The sequence below is a fragment of the Luteimonas panaciterrae genome (assembly GCF_020511115.1).
Taxonomy (GTDB): Bacteria; Pseudomonadota; Gammaproteobacteria; order Xanthomonadales; family Xanthomonadaceae; genus Luteimonas; species Luteimonas panaciterrae.
In genome coordinates, this window is the sequence record NZ_JAJAVH010000007.1 from 594158 (window position 1) to 609777 (window position 15620).

General features: G+C 65.9%; 12 protein-coding genes. 11 read left to right on the forward strand and 1 reads right to left on the reverse strand.

Annotated elements, in window-relative coordinates; genetic code table 11:
* Positions 1–30: 30 nt before the first annotated feature.
* Positions 31–996: an alpha/beta fold hydrolase gene (locus LG367_RS10670; RefSeq protein ID WP_226469212.1), complete on the reverse strand. Its 966-nt coding sequence runs from the start codon at positions 994–996 to the stop codon at positions 31–33.
* Between the two features lie 487 nt (positions 997–1483).
* On the opposite strand from LG367_RS10670, the gene LG367_RS10675 reads away from it, so the two are divergent.
* The 11 genes from LG367_RS10675 to purD all read left to right on the forward strand — a co-directional run bounded on the left by LG367_RS10675 (position 1484) and on the right by purD (position 15602).
* Positions 1484–3928, forward strand: a complete 2445-nt coding sequence (locus LG367_RS10675; protein ID WP_226469281.1) for a protein-disulfide reductase DsbD — start codon at positions 1484–1486, stop codon at positions 3926–3928.
* Positions 3928–4521, forward strand: a complete 594-nt coding sequence (locus LG367_RS10680; RefSeq protein ID WP_226469213.1) for a TlpA disulfide reductase family protein — start codon at positions 3928–3930, stop codon at positions 4519–4521. The genes LG367_RS10675 and LG367_RS10680 overlap by 1 nt, the downstream gene beginning before the upstream one ends.
* Before the next feature lie 227 nt (positions 4522–4748).
* Entirely contained in the window at positions 4749–5198 is a 450-nt protein-coding gene (gene aroQ / locus LG367_RS10685; protein ID WP_226469214.1) for a type II 3-dehydroquinate dehydratase, read from the forward strand.
* 173 nt (positions 5199–5371) lie between these two features.
* Positions 5372–5866 carry an acetyl-CoA carboxylase biotin carboxyl carrier protein gene (gene accB / locus LG367_RS10690; RefSeq protein ID WP_226469215.1) on the forward strand — a complete coding sequence of 165 codons (495 nt, stop codon included), beginning with the start codon at positions 5372–5374 and terminating at the stop codon, positions 5864–5866.
* A gap of 87 nt (positions 5867–5953) precedes the next feature.
* Positions 5954–7321 (forward strand): acetyl-CoA carboxylase biotin carboxylase subunit, encoded by a 1368-nt coding sequence (accC, locus tag LG367_RS10695; RefSeq protein ID WP_226469216.1) that lies wholly within the window; start codon positions 5954–5956, stop codon positions 7319–7321.
* A gap of 449 nt (positions 7322–7770) precedes the next feature.
* A complete protein-coding gene (locus LG367_RS10700) occupies positions 7771–9717 on the forward strand; it encodes a hypothetical protein (RefSeq protein WP_226469217.1) in 1947 nt (648 codons plus the stop codon).
* A gap of 51 nt (positions 9718–9768) precedes the next feature.
* The gene (prmA, locus tag LG367_RS10705; RefSeq protein WP_226469218.1) at positions 9769–10695 is read left to right on the forward strand and encodes a 50S ribosomal protein L11 methyltransferase; all 927 of its coding nucleotides are present in this window, start codon (positions 9769–9771) and stop codon (positions 10693–10695) included.
* A gap of 68 nt (positions 10696–10763) precedes the next feature.
* On the forward strand, positions 10764–11879 hold the full coding sequence (locus LG367_RS10710; RefSeq protein ID WP_226469219.1) for a DUF3426 domain-containing protein: 1116 nt from the start codon (positions 10764–10766) through the stop codon (positions 11877–11879).
* A gap of 107 nt (positions 11880–11986) precedes the next feature.
* Positions 11987–12256 carry a DNA-binding transcriptional regulator Fis gene (fis, locus tag LG367_RS10715; protein ID WP_226469220.1) on the forward strand — a complete coding sequence of 90 codons (270 nt, stop codon included), beginning with the start codon at positions 11987–11989 and terminating at the stop codon, positions 12254–12256.
* A 132-nt stretch (positions 12257–12388) separates the two neighbouring features.
* The gene (gene purH, locus LG367_RS10720) at positions 12389–14008 is read left to right on the forward strand and encodes a bifunctional phosphoribosylaminoimidazolecarboxamide formyltransferase/IMP cyclohydrolase (RefSeq protein ID WP_226469221.1); all 1620 of its coding nucleotides are present in this window, start codon (positions 12389–12391) and stop codon (positions 14006–14008) included.
* Between the two features lie 307 nt (positions 14009–14315).
* The gene (gene purD / locus LG367_RS10725; RefSeq protein WP_226469222.1) at positions 14316–15602 is read left to right on the forward strand and encodes a phosphoribosylamine--glycine ligase; all 1287 of its coding nucleotides are present in this window, start codon (positions 14316–14318) and stop codon (positions 15600–15602) included.
* Positions 15603–15620: the final 18 nt, after the last annotated feature.

Below are 15620 nucleotides of genomic sequence, written 5' to 3' on the forward strand. Positions count from 1 at the left end.
GCGCCGGCCGTGGCCGGCGCCGCCACGGATTCAAGGACTGTAGAACGGCACCACGTCGCAAGGCGGGTCCACCGCATGCGCCGGATCGAGCGCGTTGCCGATCATCGCGACCGCCCTGCGCGTGTAGGGAATGGCGAAATGCGTGGAGAAATCCGCCAGGCACGGCACCCATTCCCCCAACTGCGCGTCTTGCACGTAGTAGGTACGCGCATTGCTCGCGCCAACGGGCGGCGTGGTGCCGGCGAGCAGATACATCTCGTCCCACTTCGAGGTGATCTGCACGAAGTCGACCTGATGCGCGAGGCCGTGATCGACGGCATTGAGCGAATCCCAGAAATAAGGCGTGAAGATTTCAACGAGCGAGGGAATCGGCGCGATGTCCGCCAGCAGTTGATAGGCCTCGGGCCGCACCAGCTTGAGCAGACGATACAGCAGGTCCTCGTACTCATCACCGAATCCGGCGGCGTCGATCCGGAAAGGCGACGACAGCAGCACCATCCTGTGCACGTCATCGGCGCCACCAAGATGCTGCATCACGTATCGCGGCAACACACCGCCCTGGGAATGGCCGACGATGTCCACCTTCCGCGCACCGGTGGCGGCGAGCACGCGCTCGATGAAGGTCTTCGTCTCCTGGGCACTGTCCGCCACCGGTCCGATGCCGTTGATGCCCGGCGGGATGTCATACGGAGGCTGGCGCCCGTAGTTGAAGGCGAACACGCAATGGCCACGATTGCGCAGATAGGGCGAGACGCTGGTCCAGTTCACCGACGCGGTGAGGAAGGTCGAATTGACCAGCACCACCGGATACGGGTGCTCGGCACTGGGTTTGCAATTCCAGTCGTTGGCGCCTGCGGGATCGCCGTTCCAGTTCGTCGCGGCGACGAGGGTGAAGGGATAGAGGGTGCCGTAAGGCGCCGGCAGGCGCGCGGCCGCGCCTCCCGGAAAAACCAAGGACGCGAACAGCAGGATCAAGGCTGTGATTTGCCTATGCATGTTGCCCTCCCGAGGCAATGTTGCGAATTGTTTTTTTGACCTGACTAGGTATTCACCACGCATCGACATGAAGCAGCGGCATCGTGATGCGGTGGCGCGCGATCGGATGCGATCGCGCGTTTGGATCATGCATCGCCTGCGAGAGAGCCGATTAGCGTGAGATGTCAGCGCACATAGCCTTTCAGGCCATCCGTCATGTCCCGTCTGTCCTATCCCGAAGCACACGCGGAACGGCCGGCGCTACCGCCCGAATCCGGCGCCGGCCGGAACATCGGCTCATGACAGCAGGCAGGCGCATGAGTAGGCTTGCAGGCCCGCCCGTCCCGATCATGCCGAACTTGCCTGCTCCGAATCGGCCAATTCCCCGCCCTCGCCCTTCCTCCGGCCGAACTCCCGCTCGCGTCGACGGTCGAAGCGTGGAGCCGCGCACGGACGTCTTGCAGCCGGGCCGCCATATATCCCGTTCCGGAGCCGAGATTTGAAGCCGATGTCGTGGCGTTTGCGACGTTTTGTCGCCCTGGTCGCTCTTGCCCTCTCCCTGCTGCCGATCGCCGCCTGGGCCGCGATCGACGAGAAGGATCTGCTGCCCGTCGACGAGGCCTTCGCGCTCACGGCGAAGGCGACCGAGGACGGCCGCATCGAATTCAGCTGGAAAATCGCCGACGGCTATTACCTCTACCGGCATCGCATCAAGGTCTCGGCAACCGACGGTGCCAAACTCGGCGCGATCGCGGTGCCGAACGGCGAACCGCACGAGGACGAGTTCTTCGGGCGCGTCGAAACCTATCGCAAGCAGCTGACGGGTCATGTGCCGGTCGTGTCCGCCGGCGGCTCTATAAAAGATGGCGGCAGCATCGCGCTGAAGATCGGCTACCAGGGCTGCGCCGATGCCGGTGTGTGCTATCCGCCGCAGACACGCACGTTGACCGTCGCGCTGCCTGCGGCCTCGAACGCCGCCAGCGACACCGCCGGAACCAACAACACGGGCGATGGCAGCTTCGCCGCGCTCGGCGCTGCGCTGGGCGGACGCCGCCCGCTCACTCCCGCCGCGGACGCTGTCGCCGGCAGCGATCCGCTGCCCTTGCCGCCGGAACAGGCATTCGGCTTTGAAGCCATCGCCGATGGCGGCGACACGCTGCTGCTGCGCTTCACGCCGGCACGCGGCTATTACCTGTATCGCGACAAGACGCAGCTCAAGCTCGCCGCCGACGGCATCACGCTCGGTGCGCCGCGCTGGCCGAAGGGCGTACTGCATCGCGACGAGCACTTCGGCAATGTCGTGGTGTATTTCAATCAGGTCGAAGTGCCGCTGCCGCTGCGTCGCACGAAGGCTGGCGCGCAACAAGTGGTGCTCACCGCGAGTTTCCAGGGATGCCAGGACGAGGGCATCTGTTATCCGCTGATGACGCGGAAGATTTCGGTGGCGTTGCCGGCGGGCACCGTCACCGCTACGGAAGAAATCCCGACGGCATCCGCGACCGCGACGAGCCAGCCCGACGCAAGCAATGATCCATCCGCGGCAACTGCGGTCGCATCGTCATCCGCCGAAGCAGCGACTGCTTCCCCAGAGCTCGCGACAACATCCACGCAGACGAACGCGCAGGATGCCGTCGGCGCCGAACAAGCCGAGGACGTCAGACTCGCGGCGGGCCTCGCCGGCGACAATCGCTGGCTCACGCTGCTCTGGTTCTTCCTCGGCGGCCTCGGCCTCGCCTTCACGCCCTGCGTGCTGCCGATGATCCCGATCCTGTCCGGCCTGATCGCGGGCCAGGGCACGCGCCTGGGCACCTCACGCGCGCTGTGGCTGTCGTTCGTCTACGTGCTGGCCAATGCACTGGTGTTCACGGTGGCCGGCGTGATCGCGGGCCTCGTCGGCGCGAATTTGCAGGCCGCCTTCCAGACCCCCTGGGTGCTCATCCTGTTCGCCCTGCTGTTCGTGGCGCTGGCGCTGTCCTCGTTCGGCCTTTACGAGCTGCAGCTGCCGGCGTCGCTGCGCGCGAAGCTCGGCAACATCAGCGACAAGCAGCGCGGCGGTTCGATGCTTGGCGTCGCCGCGATGGGCGCGCTGTCGGCGTTGATCGTCGGTCCGTGCGTGGCTCCGCCCTTGGCGGCGAGCGTGCTCTACATCAGCCAGACCCACGATCCGGTGCTTGGCGGTACCGCGCTATTCCTGCTGGCGATGGGCATGGGCGTGCCGCTGCTCGCTTTCGGCGCGGCCGCCGGTCGCGGCATGCCGACCAGCGGGCCGTGGATGACGACGGTGCAGCGCGTCTTCGGCTTCGTGTTTCTCGCGCTCGCCGCATGGATGCTCTCGCGCATCCTGCCCGAGCCGGTGACGCTCGCCCTGTACGGATTGATCGCGCTGGCGGCAGCGGCGTGGGCGTTCGCGGGCACGCGTCACGACAGCGAGCGTGTGCGTTGGCTCGCCCGCTTCGCCGGGTTGGTGCTGGCGATCTTCGGCGCGGCGCAATTGCTCGGCGCGCTCAGTGGCGGACGCGATCCGTTGCAACCACTGGCCGGCGCGCCTTTCATCGGCACGCCCGGCGGCGGCGCGCAGCATCGCGAACTTGCCTTCCGCACCATCAAGTCCACGCAGGATCTCGACCGCGAACTCGCCGCCGCGCAAGCCGCCGGCAGGCCGTTGATGTTCGACTTCTATGCCGACTGGTGCGTATCGTGCAAGGAAATGGAGAAGTACACCTTCACCGATCCCGCGGTGCAGTCGGCGCTGGCCGACTTCGTGCTGCTGAAGGCCGACGTCACCGCCAACGACGAAGTCGACCAGGCGCTGATGAAGCGCTTCGGCATCATCGGACCGCCGGGCACGTTGTTCTTCGCGGATGCGACCGAGAAGCGCGGTCTGCGCCTGGTGGGTTTCGAAAAAGCCGAGGCCTTCGTCGCGCGCGTGCAGCGCGCGCACGGGGCGAAGTGATGCGTTCGGGCACGAAAATCGTGCTCGTGGCGCTGGCCGCGGGCACGCTCGGCGCCATCGCCAGCCTCGCCATGAACGGGCCCGGCCCCTTCCTCGGCAGCGAACTCGGCCAGCGCCTCCTGCAATCCTCGATGGACGCGAGCGCGCCGCCCGTGCCGGCCGGCATCAGCATCGCCAAGCGCGGCGAACCGATCGCGGGCTTCATCGTGCCGTCACTCGATGGCCGTAAGGTCGAGGTTCCCGCCGCCTATGCCGGCCGACCCGTGCTGATCAACGTCTGGGCCAGCTGGTGCGGTCCCTGCATCGAGGAAATGCCGGAACTGCAACGCTTCCATGCACAACAGGGCGACAACGGTACGCAAGTGGTCGGTATCGCCCTGGACGAGGCCGCCGCCGTGCGCGACTTCCTCGGCCGCGTCCCGGTGACCTATCCGATCCTGGTCGACGCCGCCGGCCCCGCCGATGCCGGCGTGCGCCTGGGCAATCCCAAGGGGGTCCTGCCCTATTCGGTGCTCGTTTCTGCCGACGGTCGCCTGCTCAAGCAGCGCATCGGGCCGTTCGGCAAGGGCGAGATCGACGATTGGGCTGAGTGAGCGCGATTAGCCGATGCCCTATCGGCATCGGCTGCGCTCGCGAACGTCCGGCCATGGATGTCCGGGCCGGACGACCCGGAGTTTGATTGTCGCGCCAAGGATGGCGATCGAAAATCAAACAAGCGCTTAAATCGCGCGAATCGCCACAAACTTCGTCGATCTGGACAGCATCCCCCACTTCCCGCAGACTGCGCGCCTGTCTCGACGTCCCCCGACAACCGGTTCCGATGGCCAAACTGCTGGTTCTGCACGGCCCCAACCTCAATCTGCTCGGCACCCGCGAGCCGGAGGTCTACGGCCGTGCCACGCTCGCCGAGATCGACGCCGGGCTCCGGGCCCAGGCCGTCGCCGCCGGCCATGCGCTGGAGAGCCTGCAGTCCAACGCCGAGGCCGTCCTGGTCGATCGCGTCCAGGCCGCCCGCGCGGACGGCACCGATTTCATCCTGATCAACCCGGCCGCCTTCACCCACACCTCGGTCGCCTTGCGCGACGCGCTGGCGGCGGTGGCCATCCCGTTCATCGAAGTGCATCTGTCCAACCCGCACAGCCGCGAGCCGTTCCGGCGCACCAGCTACTTCAGCGACCTCGCGGTCGGCGTGGTCTGCGGCTTCGGTGCGGACAGTTATCGTTACGCGCTGGAGGCCGCCATGGGGCGGCTTGGCAAAGTTGACAGGTAGACGCGCGATCAAGATGTCCGTTTCCTACTCTCCAACCATGCCGCCGCCCTCCATGGCGCGGCTCCGTGACTTGCGGGCCGTCCGGCCCGGCCATCCATGGCCGGGCGTTCAGGTCCGCTGTCGATGCCGATAGGGCATCGACAGAGCGCGGCCCTTCACCCACCGAGGCCATCATGGACCTGCGAAAAATCAAGAAGCTGATCGATCTGCTCGAAGAGTCGAATCTGTCGGAAATCGAAATCAAAGAAGGCGAGGAGTCCGTGCGCCTGGCGCGCGCGCCTTCGCGCTTGTTGGAGCCGGGCGGCTACGCGGTCGCCGCGCCCACCGTCGTCCATGCCGGACCGCCTGCGGCGACGCCGATGCCGATGCACTCGCCCACCGAAGCCGCCACCGGCGGCAGCAAGTCGGCCGACCCCAATGCGGGACTGCCGGCCGGCCACGTGGTGCGCGCGCCGATGGTCGGCACCTTCTATGCCTCGCCTGCTCCTGACAAGCCCGCCTTTGTCAGCATCGGCGCCACGGTCAAGGCCGGCGATACCCTCGGCATCATCGAGGCGATGAAGATGTTCAACCCCATCGAGGCCGACGTCTCCGGCACCGTGCTCGCCATTCAGTGCGAGAGCGGACAGCCGGTCGAGTTCGATCAGCCGCTGTTCGTGATTGGGTGAGCGGGGATTTCGCGCGGCACTGCCGCGAGCCCGCGAATGCCCATCGGCCATGCCGATGGGCCGGAACGACTACATGGGAAATGAAACATGCTTGACAAGGTAGTAATCGCCAACCGCGGCGAGATCGCGCTCCGCATCCTGCGCGCCTGCCACGCCATGGGCATCCGCACGGTCGCGGTGCATTCCACCGTCGATCGCAACCTCAAGCACGTGGCGATGGCCGACGAGTCGGTGTGCATCGGCCCCGCGCCCTCCTCGGAGAGCTACCTCAACATGCCGGCGCTCATCGCCGCGGCGGAAGTCACCGACGCACAGGCGATCCATCCCGGCTACGGCTTCCTCAGCGAGAACGCCGACTTCGCCGAACGCGTCGAGCAGAGCGGCTTCATCTTCATCGGCCCGAAGGCCGACACCATCCGCCTGATGGGCGACAAGGTCGAAGCGATCCGCGCCATGAAGAGCGCCGGCGTGCCTTGCGTGCCCGGCAGCGGCGGCCCCCTCGGCGACGATGCGGCCACCAACGTCAAGATCGCGCGCGAGATCGGCTATCCGGTGATCGTGAAGGCGGCCGGCGGCGGCGGCGGACGCGGCATGCGCGTGGTGCACACCGAGGCCGCGCTCAACAACGCCATCGCCACCACCAAGTCGGAAGCCAAGGCCGCGTTCGGCAACGACATGGTGTACATGGAAAAATTCCTCGAGAACCCGCGCCACGTCGAGATCCAGGTGCTGGCCGACGGCCAGGGCAATGCCATCCACCTCGGCGAACGCGACTGCTCGATGCAGCGCCGCCACCAGAAAGTAGTGGAGGAAGCGCCCGCGCCCGGCATCACGCCGGAACAGCGCGCCGAGATCGGCCGCGTCTGCGTGGAAGCCTGCATCCGCATCGGCTATCGCGGCGCCGGCACGTTCGAGTTCCTCTACGAGAACGGCCGCTTCTACTTCATCGAGATGAACACCCGCATCCAGGTGGAGCATCCAGTCACCGAGATGGTCACCGGCATCGATCTGGTGCGCGAGCAGTTGATGATCGCCGCCGGCCACAAGCTGTCGATCAAGCAGGAAGACGTTGTGCTGAGCGGCCATGCCATCGAGTGCCGCATCAACGCCGAGGATCCGGACACCTTCCTGCCCTCGCCCGGCCTCGTGCAGCACTTCCACGCCCCCGGCGGCCCCGGCGTGCGCGTGGATTCGCACGTCTACGAAGGCTATCGCGTGCCGCCGAACTACGATTCGATGATCGGCAAGCTCATCGTCCACGGCGCCACGCGCGCGCAGGCGATCGCGCGCATGCGCGTGGCGCTCTCCGAGATGGTCGTCGACGGCATCAAGACCAACATCCCGCTGCAGCAGCGCATCCTCGCCGACGGCGGCTTCCAGCAGGGCGGACAGAACATCCACTACCTCGAGAAGCGGCTGGCGGAGCGGAAGGAGAAATCGCTCTCGATCGTCTGATCTTCGAGTTCCCGATCCAAGGTCCGCGAGAAGGAAGCACCAACGCAGGACCTGCATGCACTCGACGCGTTGCTCGTCACACGCGCACCCGAAGCCGCGGCACGGATTCGACGCGCCTTCGGCGATCTCCGCCTTGCGTGAAGTTACGCACTGATCCGGCGAATCGCCTTCGACAAGGCCGCGGATTTTTCTGGGAAAACCAATTGGCTGTGCGTGATCATCCACAACGATGATCTTCGCGATGGCGCCGTCCAGAACGCCATCATGACCGCCGCGAACGCTCGAACATGCCTTCCGCCGCATGCGGAAGAAGTACCTTGCACGCCCTATTGTGACCCTGCGCGGCAACTACGCCATTCGTCACATACAAAACGTGACGAAAACCTTCATCCCGGCGTCCTTATGCTCCCGGCCCCTCATGGACTCACCCACGTTGAGAGGACCGCAACATGTCATTCCGCCGCAATCTCCTGTTCCTCGCCACCTTGGCGACCATTGGCTCCGGCGCCGCCTACGCGCTCGTCCGCGGCAGTGCGCCGATCACGCCCACCGTCTCCGCGACGGAGTCGGCGATCACCCAAGGCGGTGACGTCGGCATCCGCTGGAATCGCGAACTGGCGGGCGACCTCGGCATCCGCATTCAACCGGCCGCAGGCGCATCGCAGGGCAAAGATGACAGCGAACATTTCGCCCTGCAGCCGGCACAGACGCTGCGCTTCGGCGTGCGCTCGGGCTACGTGCGGGAATTCTCCGGCGGATCGTTGCAGGCGCGCGGCGGCTTCGTGCTGGCGCTGCGCAAGGGACAGCTCGACCTGAGCGGCTTCCGTCTCGTGCCCAGGCAGAACGGCAAGGATCGAAGCGCGCTGGCGTTCGATCTCGTCGGTGCCGACGGCATCGCCTGGTTCCAGGTCGATCGCATCATGCATGAACTGCGAGAGGACGGTTCGCTGTCCGTTCCGACTTCGGATCTGCGCATCAGCCGGCGCCTCGCGCAACGCCTGGGCATGCCGGAAGTCGCCGGCTGGACGATCGGTGAAGTGCAGCTGCAATTGCCCGCGCGCTCGACCACCGGCGCTCGCACGGCGAACGCCGCGCTCGCCGGCGGCATCCACTGGGCCGGCGATCCCGCGCCCGACGGCGGCACCTATCAGAACGATCTCTTCATGCAGCAGACCACGGTGCAGTACACGCGCTGCAGCGGCTGCACCGGCGAATACGGCAGCGGCCGCGTCGTGTTCACGCCTTCCTCCACGCTCAAGAACAACGTCAACGCCGGCAGCCTGCAACCGACGATCGCCAACGATCCGCTCGGCACCAGCAGCGCGCGCTACACCGCCGGCATTCCCTGGTACAGCAAGTTCTCCGGCAATTTCGCGCCGTACAACAACGATCAGCACCCGTACCTGACCTGGAACATGTACCGCTACAACCCCGACGGCAGCCTCGAGCAGATCGGTCGCTCCGGCATCAAGCACGCCTTTCTCACCACCAACGGCGAATGCCTAGACACCGACGACCACGATTCCCACATCCTCGGCCGTGGCTGCATGGATACATACTCGACCAGCCACAACGACAGCAACAACGGCTTGTCGCCGCGCTCGGAACTTCTGCCCGCCACTGGCCAATGGGGCCGTTGCGGTTCGAGCTTCGACACCAACTGCGACGGCACCGCCAATGCCTCGCCGGCGACGGACAATTTCTACCAGCGCCTGATCGTCAACGAATCGCAGATCGCGCCCAGCCGCAACAACGGCGCCAACTGGCTGTTCGAATCCTGGTATCTCGCGCGCGGCGACATCAACATCTACAACTCGATGTCCACCAAGCAGATCACGCACCGATGGACCGGCAGTGCGTGGAGCGTCAACGAGATCCAAGAGAAGCTCGGCGCCGCCATCGATCATTGGTTCGCCGCCGATGCACTGCCGGCATCGAACAAGAAGAATCAGGAACTGGTCGTCGACGGTGCGCACGCCAAGGTGGCGGTGAAGGCATTCAATCTCGGTAACGGCTACTGGCGTTATCACTACGCGGTGATGAACTTCGATTTCACCTTCGCGCAGACCTCCGGCACGGAACCGAACCTGCGCATCATCTCCAACCAGGGCTTCGACAGCTTCGCGCTGTCCACCGCCAGCGCCGCGCAGGCGACCGACCTGCTGTTCCGCGACGGCGATTTGAGCGCCGGCAACAACTGGTCGTTCTCCAACAGCGGCGGCAGCCTGAAGTGGAGCAACGTCAGCGGCACCGCCAGCACCTTGTGGTGGGGCACGTTGTACGCGTTCTCGTTCACGTCGCCGAAGGCGCCGGTCGCGGGCACGGCGACCTTGTCGGCGAACAACGCGGCGACCCCGCGCCAATACACGGTCGCGACGCTGGTGCCGGGCGCCTAAGACAGGCAGTTGAGGCTGTTAACGGTCGCGGCTCCCGGTTAACCTGAGCGGATGCCGTTTCTAGAACTCAGCCTCCGCTGCCGCGAATCCGAACAACCCCGCTACGAACGCGCGCTCGACGACGTCGGCGCGCTGGCGGTGACGATGCTCGACGCCGATGCGGACACCTCGAACGAGCACGCCATCCTCGAACCCGGCGTCGGCGAGACGCCGTTGTGGGATTCGATCACGCTGACCGCGCTGTTTCCGCACGATGCCGATGCCCTGCTGCTGCTCGCCGCGCTGGAAGCCTTCGATCCCGAACTGGACTGGACGCAGGCGGGTTTCCGCAGCGTCGAGGATCAGGACTGGGAACGTGCCTGGATGGACCAGTACGTGCCGCTACGCTTCGGCGAACGCGTCTGGATCGTGCCGTGGAATTGCGATGTGCCAACGGAAGCGCAAACGCCCGAGGCCGCGGTGGTGCGCCTCGATCCCGGCCTCGCCTTCGGCTCCGGCACGCATCCGACCACGGCGTTGTGCCTGCGCTGGTTCGATGCACTGGCCGCGGATGGCCGGCTACAGGGCCAGACCATCCTCGATTTCGGCTGCGGCAGCGGCATCCTGGCGCTGGCGGCGCTGAAACTGGGCGCGGCGAAGGCGGTCGGCGTCGACAACGATCCGCAGGCGCTGATCGCCACGCACGACAACGCCGAACGCAATGGCGTCGGCGACGCGCTCACGGTGCATCTGCCGCAAGACGAACCGCCCGCGGCGACATACCCGATCGTCGTCGCCAACATCCTCGCCTCCGCGCTGGACGCACTGGCCGACCTCCTGGCCGCGCGCGTCGCGCCCGGCGGGCACATCGCCTTGTCCGGCATCCTCGACGGCCAGCAGGACGCGCTGCTGCAACGCTACGCCGCCTGGTTCGACGACCTGTACGTCAGCATCGACGGAGACTGGGTACGCATCGACGGCGTGCGCCGCGCGACCTGATCTCAAGTCGCTTGATCTTTAGCCCGCATGATCCCGCGGTGCGCCGGCTGTGATTGAATAACCGCCCCATGTTCATCAACTGCCCGCAATGCCGCGCCCTGGTCGCCACCGACCTGGCGACCGGCCAACCGCCCGAGCGCTGCCCGCGCTGCTCCGCGCGCCTGCGCGAAGCACCCGAAAGCGTGACGGCGGCCGAAGCGACGCAACCAGATGCGGGCACGCCCCCACCGACCGGACAGTCGAAGGCAACGACGGAAAATCCGGCGCCGAAACCCGACACCACCCCGAACACCGCTTCGCAGGATGCCGCTCTCGTCGTCACCCTGCCGGGCACCGCGCCTGCCACGCCACCCAGCGCGCCGGCGTCGAAATCGTTCCTGCATAACTTCTCCAACTTCCTGAAAACGCCGTCGCCGGGAGTGGAGGCGGCAACCGCGAATGCCGTCGCCGCCGATGTCGCCGAAACGAACGATGAAGTCGCCGGTGCTGTCACTGCGACTGCCGTCGCAGCGACTTCCGACAACGAAACGATCGACGACATCGCTCCCGCGCCCGAACCCACACAGCCGGCACAATCGCCGCCGGATGACGACAAACCCGCGCCCGTAGCCGCATCAGTTCCGGCAACACAACCGACACGCGGCAAAGAAGCAAAAACACAAGCAAAATCCGCGCCCAGTTTCGTGCGTTCCGTCGACATGCCGGGAACAGCGCAAGGCACGCATGGCTGGAAATTGCCAGCCGCCATCGCCGCGCTCGCACTGCTGTTGGCATTGCAATTGCTTCTGGCCGATCGCAACCGCCTCGCGGCGGATGCAGGCTGGCGTCCGGTCGTCGCCGCGGTCTGCAACGTGTTGCGCTGCTCGCTGCCGCCATGGCGCGAGCCCGCCGCTTTCGTATTGATCGATCGCGACGTGCAGGCGCATCCGAAGAAATCCGGCGTTCTGCGCGTCACCGCCACGTTCCGCAACGATGCGCGCTGGGCGCAGCCTTGGCCGCGTCTGCAGCTCATCTTGTCGGACATCGACGGCAATCCGGTCGCCGCGCGCGTATTCACCGTGCGCGAGTATCTCGGCGCCGCACCGCAACAATCATTGCTCGCCAGCGGTCAGACCGCATCCATCGCCATGGACGTCGTCGAACCGGCGGCGCGCAGCGTGGCTTTCGATTTCGCATTGCAGTAATCGACGCTTACGCTCTGACGCAGATCACATTGGCGTCCCCGCCTCGGGCGCGCTAGACTCGTCCCCCCGTCGCGAACGGCGGGTGCGAAGATTCACGGGAAGCCGATTTGAACGCCGAACGCTCCGACAACGCCAGCCGCATCGGTGCCCGCGCGCCGCTGCGCGAGCACGTCGCGAATTCGGTGCGCCGTTATCTCGGCGACTTGAACGGCAGCGATACCGACAATCTGTACGAGATCGCGTTGCGCGAGCTCGAGATTCCGCTATTCACAGAAGTGCTGAACCATTGCGACGGCAACCAGAGCCGCGCCGCCAGCATGCTCGGCATTCATCGCGCCACGCTGCGCAAGAAGCTGCGCGATTACGGTTTGGACTGACTCCGCGCCTCGGCAATGCTTTTGCGCGTCATTCCCACCTTCGGCGAATAACGAGCCACGGGAAGGCCCATCCGGGCCACCCCAGCCCGGCTCCTCTATAATTTGCGGCCTCGCCGCCGTCCCCCACCCCACATGTCCAACGACCGTCTGCCCATCCGCCGGGCGCTGCTGTCCGTGTCCGACAAGACCGGACTGATCGATCTCGCCCGCGCGCTCGCCGCGCGCAACGTGGAACTGCTCTCCACCGGCGGCACCGCCAAGGCGATCCGCGAGGCCGGAATACCGGTGCGCGACGTCTCCGAAGTCACGGGCTTCCCCGAAATCATGGACGGCCGCGTCAAGACGCTGCATCCGAAAATCCACGGCGGCCTGCTCGGCCGCGCCGGCACCGACGATGCGGTGATGGCCGAACACGGCATCGCGCCGATCGACCTGCTGGTGCTGAACCTGTATCCGTTCGAGGAAGTCTCCGCGAATCCGAACAGCTCGCTCGAGGAGATCGTCGAGAACATCGACATCGGCGGCCCGGCCATGCTGCGCGCCGCGGCGAAGAACTACGCGCGCGTCGCGGTGGCCACCGATCCGGCGCAATACGCCGGCCTGCTCGAGGAACTGCAGGCGAGCGACGGCACACTGTCGGCGAAGACACGCTTCACGCTCTCCGTCGCCGCCTTCAACCGCGTCGCGCAGTACGATGCCTGCATCAGCCACTATCTCTCGTCGTATGTGGATCCCTCCACAGAAGCCCACACATCCTTGTGCGGACTTTCCATAAGGGCCGACGGCACGCGCGCGACGTTCGCCGCGCAGGCGAACGGCACCTTCGTCAAGGTGATGGACCTGCGTTACGGCGAGAATCCGCACCAGCAGGGCGCGTTCTATCGCGACCTGTATCCCGTGCCCGGCACGCTCGCCACATTCACGCAGCTGCAGGGCAAGGAACTGAGCTACAACAACCTCGCCGACGCCGACGCGGCCTGGGAATGCGTGCGCCAATTCGAAGCACCCGCCTGCGTGATCGTCAAGCACGCGAACCCCTGCGGCGTAGCGACGGGCGCGGCTTGCGGCGATGCTTATGAACTTGCCTACGTCACCGATCCCACCTCCGCGTTCGGCGGCATCATCGCCTTCAACACCACGCTGGATGCGGCGACCGCGAAGGTCATTCTCGACCGCCAGTTCGTGGAAGTGCTGATCGCACCGGACTACGAGCCGGGCGCGCTGGACTACGCGAAGAAAAAGGCCAATGTGCGCGTGCTGCGCATCCCGCATGGCGACGGCCGCAACAATGTCGACGTCAAGCGCGTCGGCTCCGGCCTGCTGATGCAAAGCGCCGACATCCGCGAAGTGACGCGCGACGAACTGAAGGTCGTGACCAAACGCGCGCCTTCCGAAGCCGAGCTCGACACACTGCTGTTTGCCTGGCGCGTGGCCAAGTTCGTCAAGTCCAACGCGATCGTCTATGCGAAGGATCAGCGCACCATCGGTATCGGCGCGGGACAGATGAGCCGCGTCGTCAGCGCCAAGATCGCCGGCCTCAAGGCCGAGGAAGCGGGGCTGACGGTGGCGGGATCGGTGATGGCATCCGATGCCTTCTTCCCGTTCCGCGATGGCATCGACGCGGCTGCCGGCGTCGGCATCCGTGCCGTCATCCAGCCTGGCGGCTCGATGCGCGATGGCGAGGTGATCGCCGCCGCGGATGAACATGACATGGCGATGGTGTTCACCGGTGTACGGCATTTCAGGCACTAATTTCAGTGCTTCTCACGCTTTGTAAGGTAGAAGTAGCGGGCCTTACCACGCACCTTCGAACGTCCGGAAAGTTATCCACAGCATTATCTGCAACACATCCCTTTTCTTGTATGTATTTTAAGGACCGGCTTCCCCTAAGGACCGGCCTGTGGGCACTAATCGCATACTTCAAAAAGCAAACCGAAAGGGTTATCGCTGGGAAACTACAGAGCGAAATGAGCGCCTGTCCCTGTGGCTTCGTTTTCTCCGGCATATCTTTCTTTTGTTCATAGCTGTCAGTTATCTCCATCGCTGAGGGACTCTTCTCATGAAAATCCTCGTCATCGGTTCCGGCGGTCGCGAGCACGCTCTGGCATGGAAGCTGGCGCAATCCCCGCGCATCAGCGAAGTGATCGTCGCGCCCGGCAACGCCGGCACGGCGCGTGAGGACAAATGCCGCAACGTCGATGTCGCGGCCACCGATCTCGATGCGCTGATCGATCTGGCCAAGCGCGAGGCGGCGGCGTTGACTGTCGTCGGCCCGGAAGGCCCGCTCGTGGCCGGCGTGGTCGATCGCTTCCGCGCACAGGGTCTGCGCATCTTCGGGCCGACCGCCGCCGCCGCACAGTTGGAAGGTAGCAAGGCTTTCGCCAAGGACTTCCTGGCGCGACACGGCATTCCCACCGCGCATTACGCGGTGCATACAGACGTCGACGCCGCCCTTGCCTACGTCCGTACGAAAGGCGCACCCATCGTGATCAAGGCGGACGGCCTGGCCGCCGGCAAGGGCGTGATCGTGGCGATGACGCTGGAAGAAGCGGAAAACGCCATCACCGACATGCTCGACGGCAATGCTTTCGGCGCCGCGGGCGCGCGCGTGGTGATCGAGGAATTCCTCGACGGCGAGGAAGCCAGCTTCATCTCCATGGTCGACGGCACGACCGCACTGCCGATGGCGACGTCGCAAGACCACAAGCGCGTCGGCGACGGCGACACCGGCCCGAACACCGGCGGCATGGGCGCGTACTCGCCCGCGCCGGTAGTGACGCCGGACGTGCATGCGCGCGTGATGCGCGAAGTCGTGATGCCGACCGTGCGCGGCATGGCCGCCGACGGCGCGCCGTTCACCGGCTTCCTCTATGCCGGGTTGATGATCGACAAGCAGGGCGCGCCCAAGGTGATCGAGTTCAATGTGCGCTTCGGCGATCCGGAAACGCAGCCGGTGATGCTGCGCCTGCGCTCGGACCTGCTCGATCTGGTCGAGGCGGCGATCGACGGCCGCCTGCACGATGCCGAGGCCGAGTGGGACGCGCGCCCGTCGCTGGGCGTGGTGATGGCGGCGGCGGGCTATCCCGGCACGCCGCGCACCGGCGACACCATCAACGAGTGGGACGTGCCCGACGTGGCCGACACCAAAGTCTTCCACGCCGGCACCAAGCTGGCCGACGGCAGCGTCGTCACCACCGGCGGGCGCGTGCTGTGCGTCTGTGCGCTGGGCGAGACGGTCGCCGAGGCGCAGAAGCGCGCGTACGCGGAGGTGGCGGGCATTTCGTGGCCGGGTGAATTCCACCGGCACGACATCGGCTGGCGGGCGATCGAACGCGAACAAGCATGACCGCGCCCCCTGCGCCAT

Excerpts from the sequence above, each read along its gene's own strand:
- aroQ (WP_226469214.1), top strand. The coding sequence starts at position 4,749 with ATGGCCAAACTGCTGGTTCTGCACGGCCCCAACCTCAATCTGCTCGGC.
- accB (WP_226469215.1), top strand. The coding sequence starts at position 5,372 with ATGGACCTGCGAAAAATCAAGAAGCTGATCGATCTGCTCGAAGAGTCG.
- LG367_RS10700 (WP_226469217.1), top strand. The coding sequence starts at position 7,771 with ATGTCATTCCGCCGCAATCTCCTGTTCCTCGCCACCTTGGCGACCATT.
- purH (WP_226469221.1), top strand. The coding sequence starts at position 12,389 with ATGTCCAACGACCGTCTGCCCATCCGCCGGGCGCTGCTGTCCGTGTCC.
- LG367_RS10710 (WP_226469219.1), top strand. The coding sequence starts at position 10,764 with ATGTTCATCAACTGCCCGCAATGCCGCGCCCTGGTCGCCACCGACCTG.
- accC (WP_226469216.1), top strand. The coding sequence starts at position 5,954 with ATGCTTGACAAGGTAGTAATCGCCAACCGCGGCGAGATCGCGCTCCGC.
- prmA (WP_226469218.1), top strand. The coding sequence starts at position 9,769 with ATGCCGTTTCTAGAACTCAGCCTCCGCTGCCGCGAATCCGAACAACCC.
- purD (WP_226469222.1), top strand. The coding sequence starts at position 14,316 with ATGAAAATCCTCGTCATCGGTTCCGGCGGTCGCGAGCACGCTCTGGCA.
- LG367_RS10675 (WP_226469281.1), top strand. The coding sequence starts at position 1,484 with ATGTCGTGGCGTTTGCGACGTTTTGTCGCCCTGGTCGCTCTTGCCCTC.
- LG367_RS10680 (WP_226469213.1), top strand. The coding sequence starts at position 3,928 with ATGCGTTCGGGCACGAAAATCGTGCTCGTGGCGCTGGCCGCGGGCACG.
- LG367_RS10670 (WP_226469212.1), bottom strand. The coding sequence starts at position 996 with ATGCATAGGCAAATCACAGCCTTGATCCTGCTGTTCGCGTCCTTGGTT.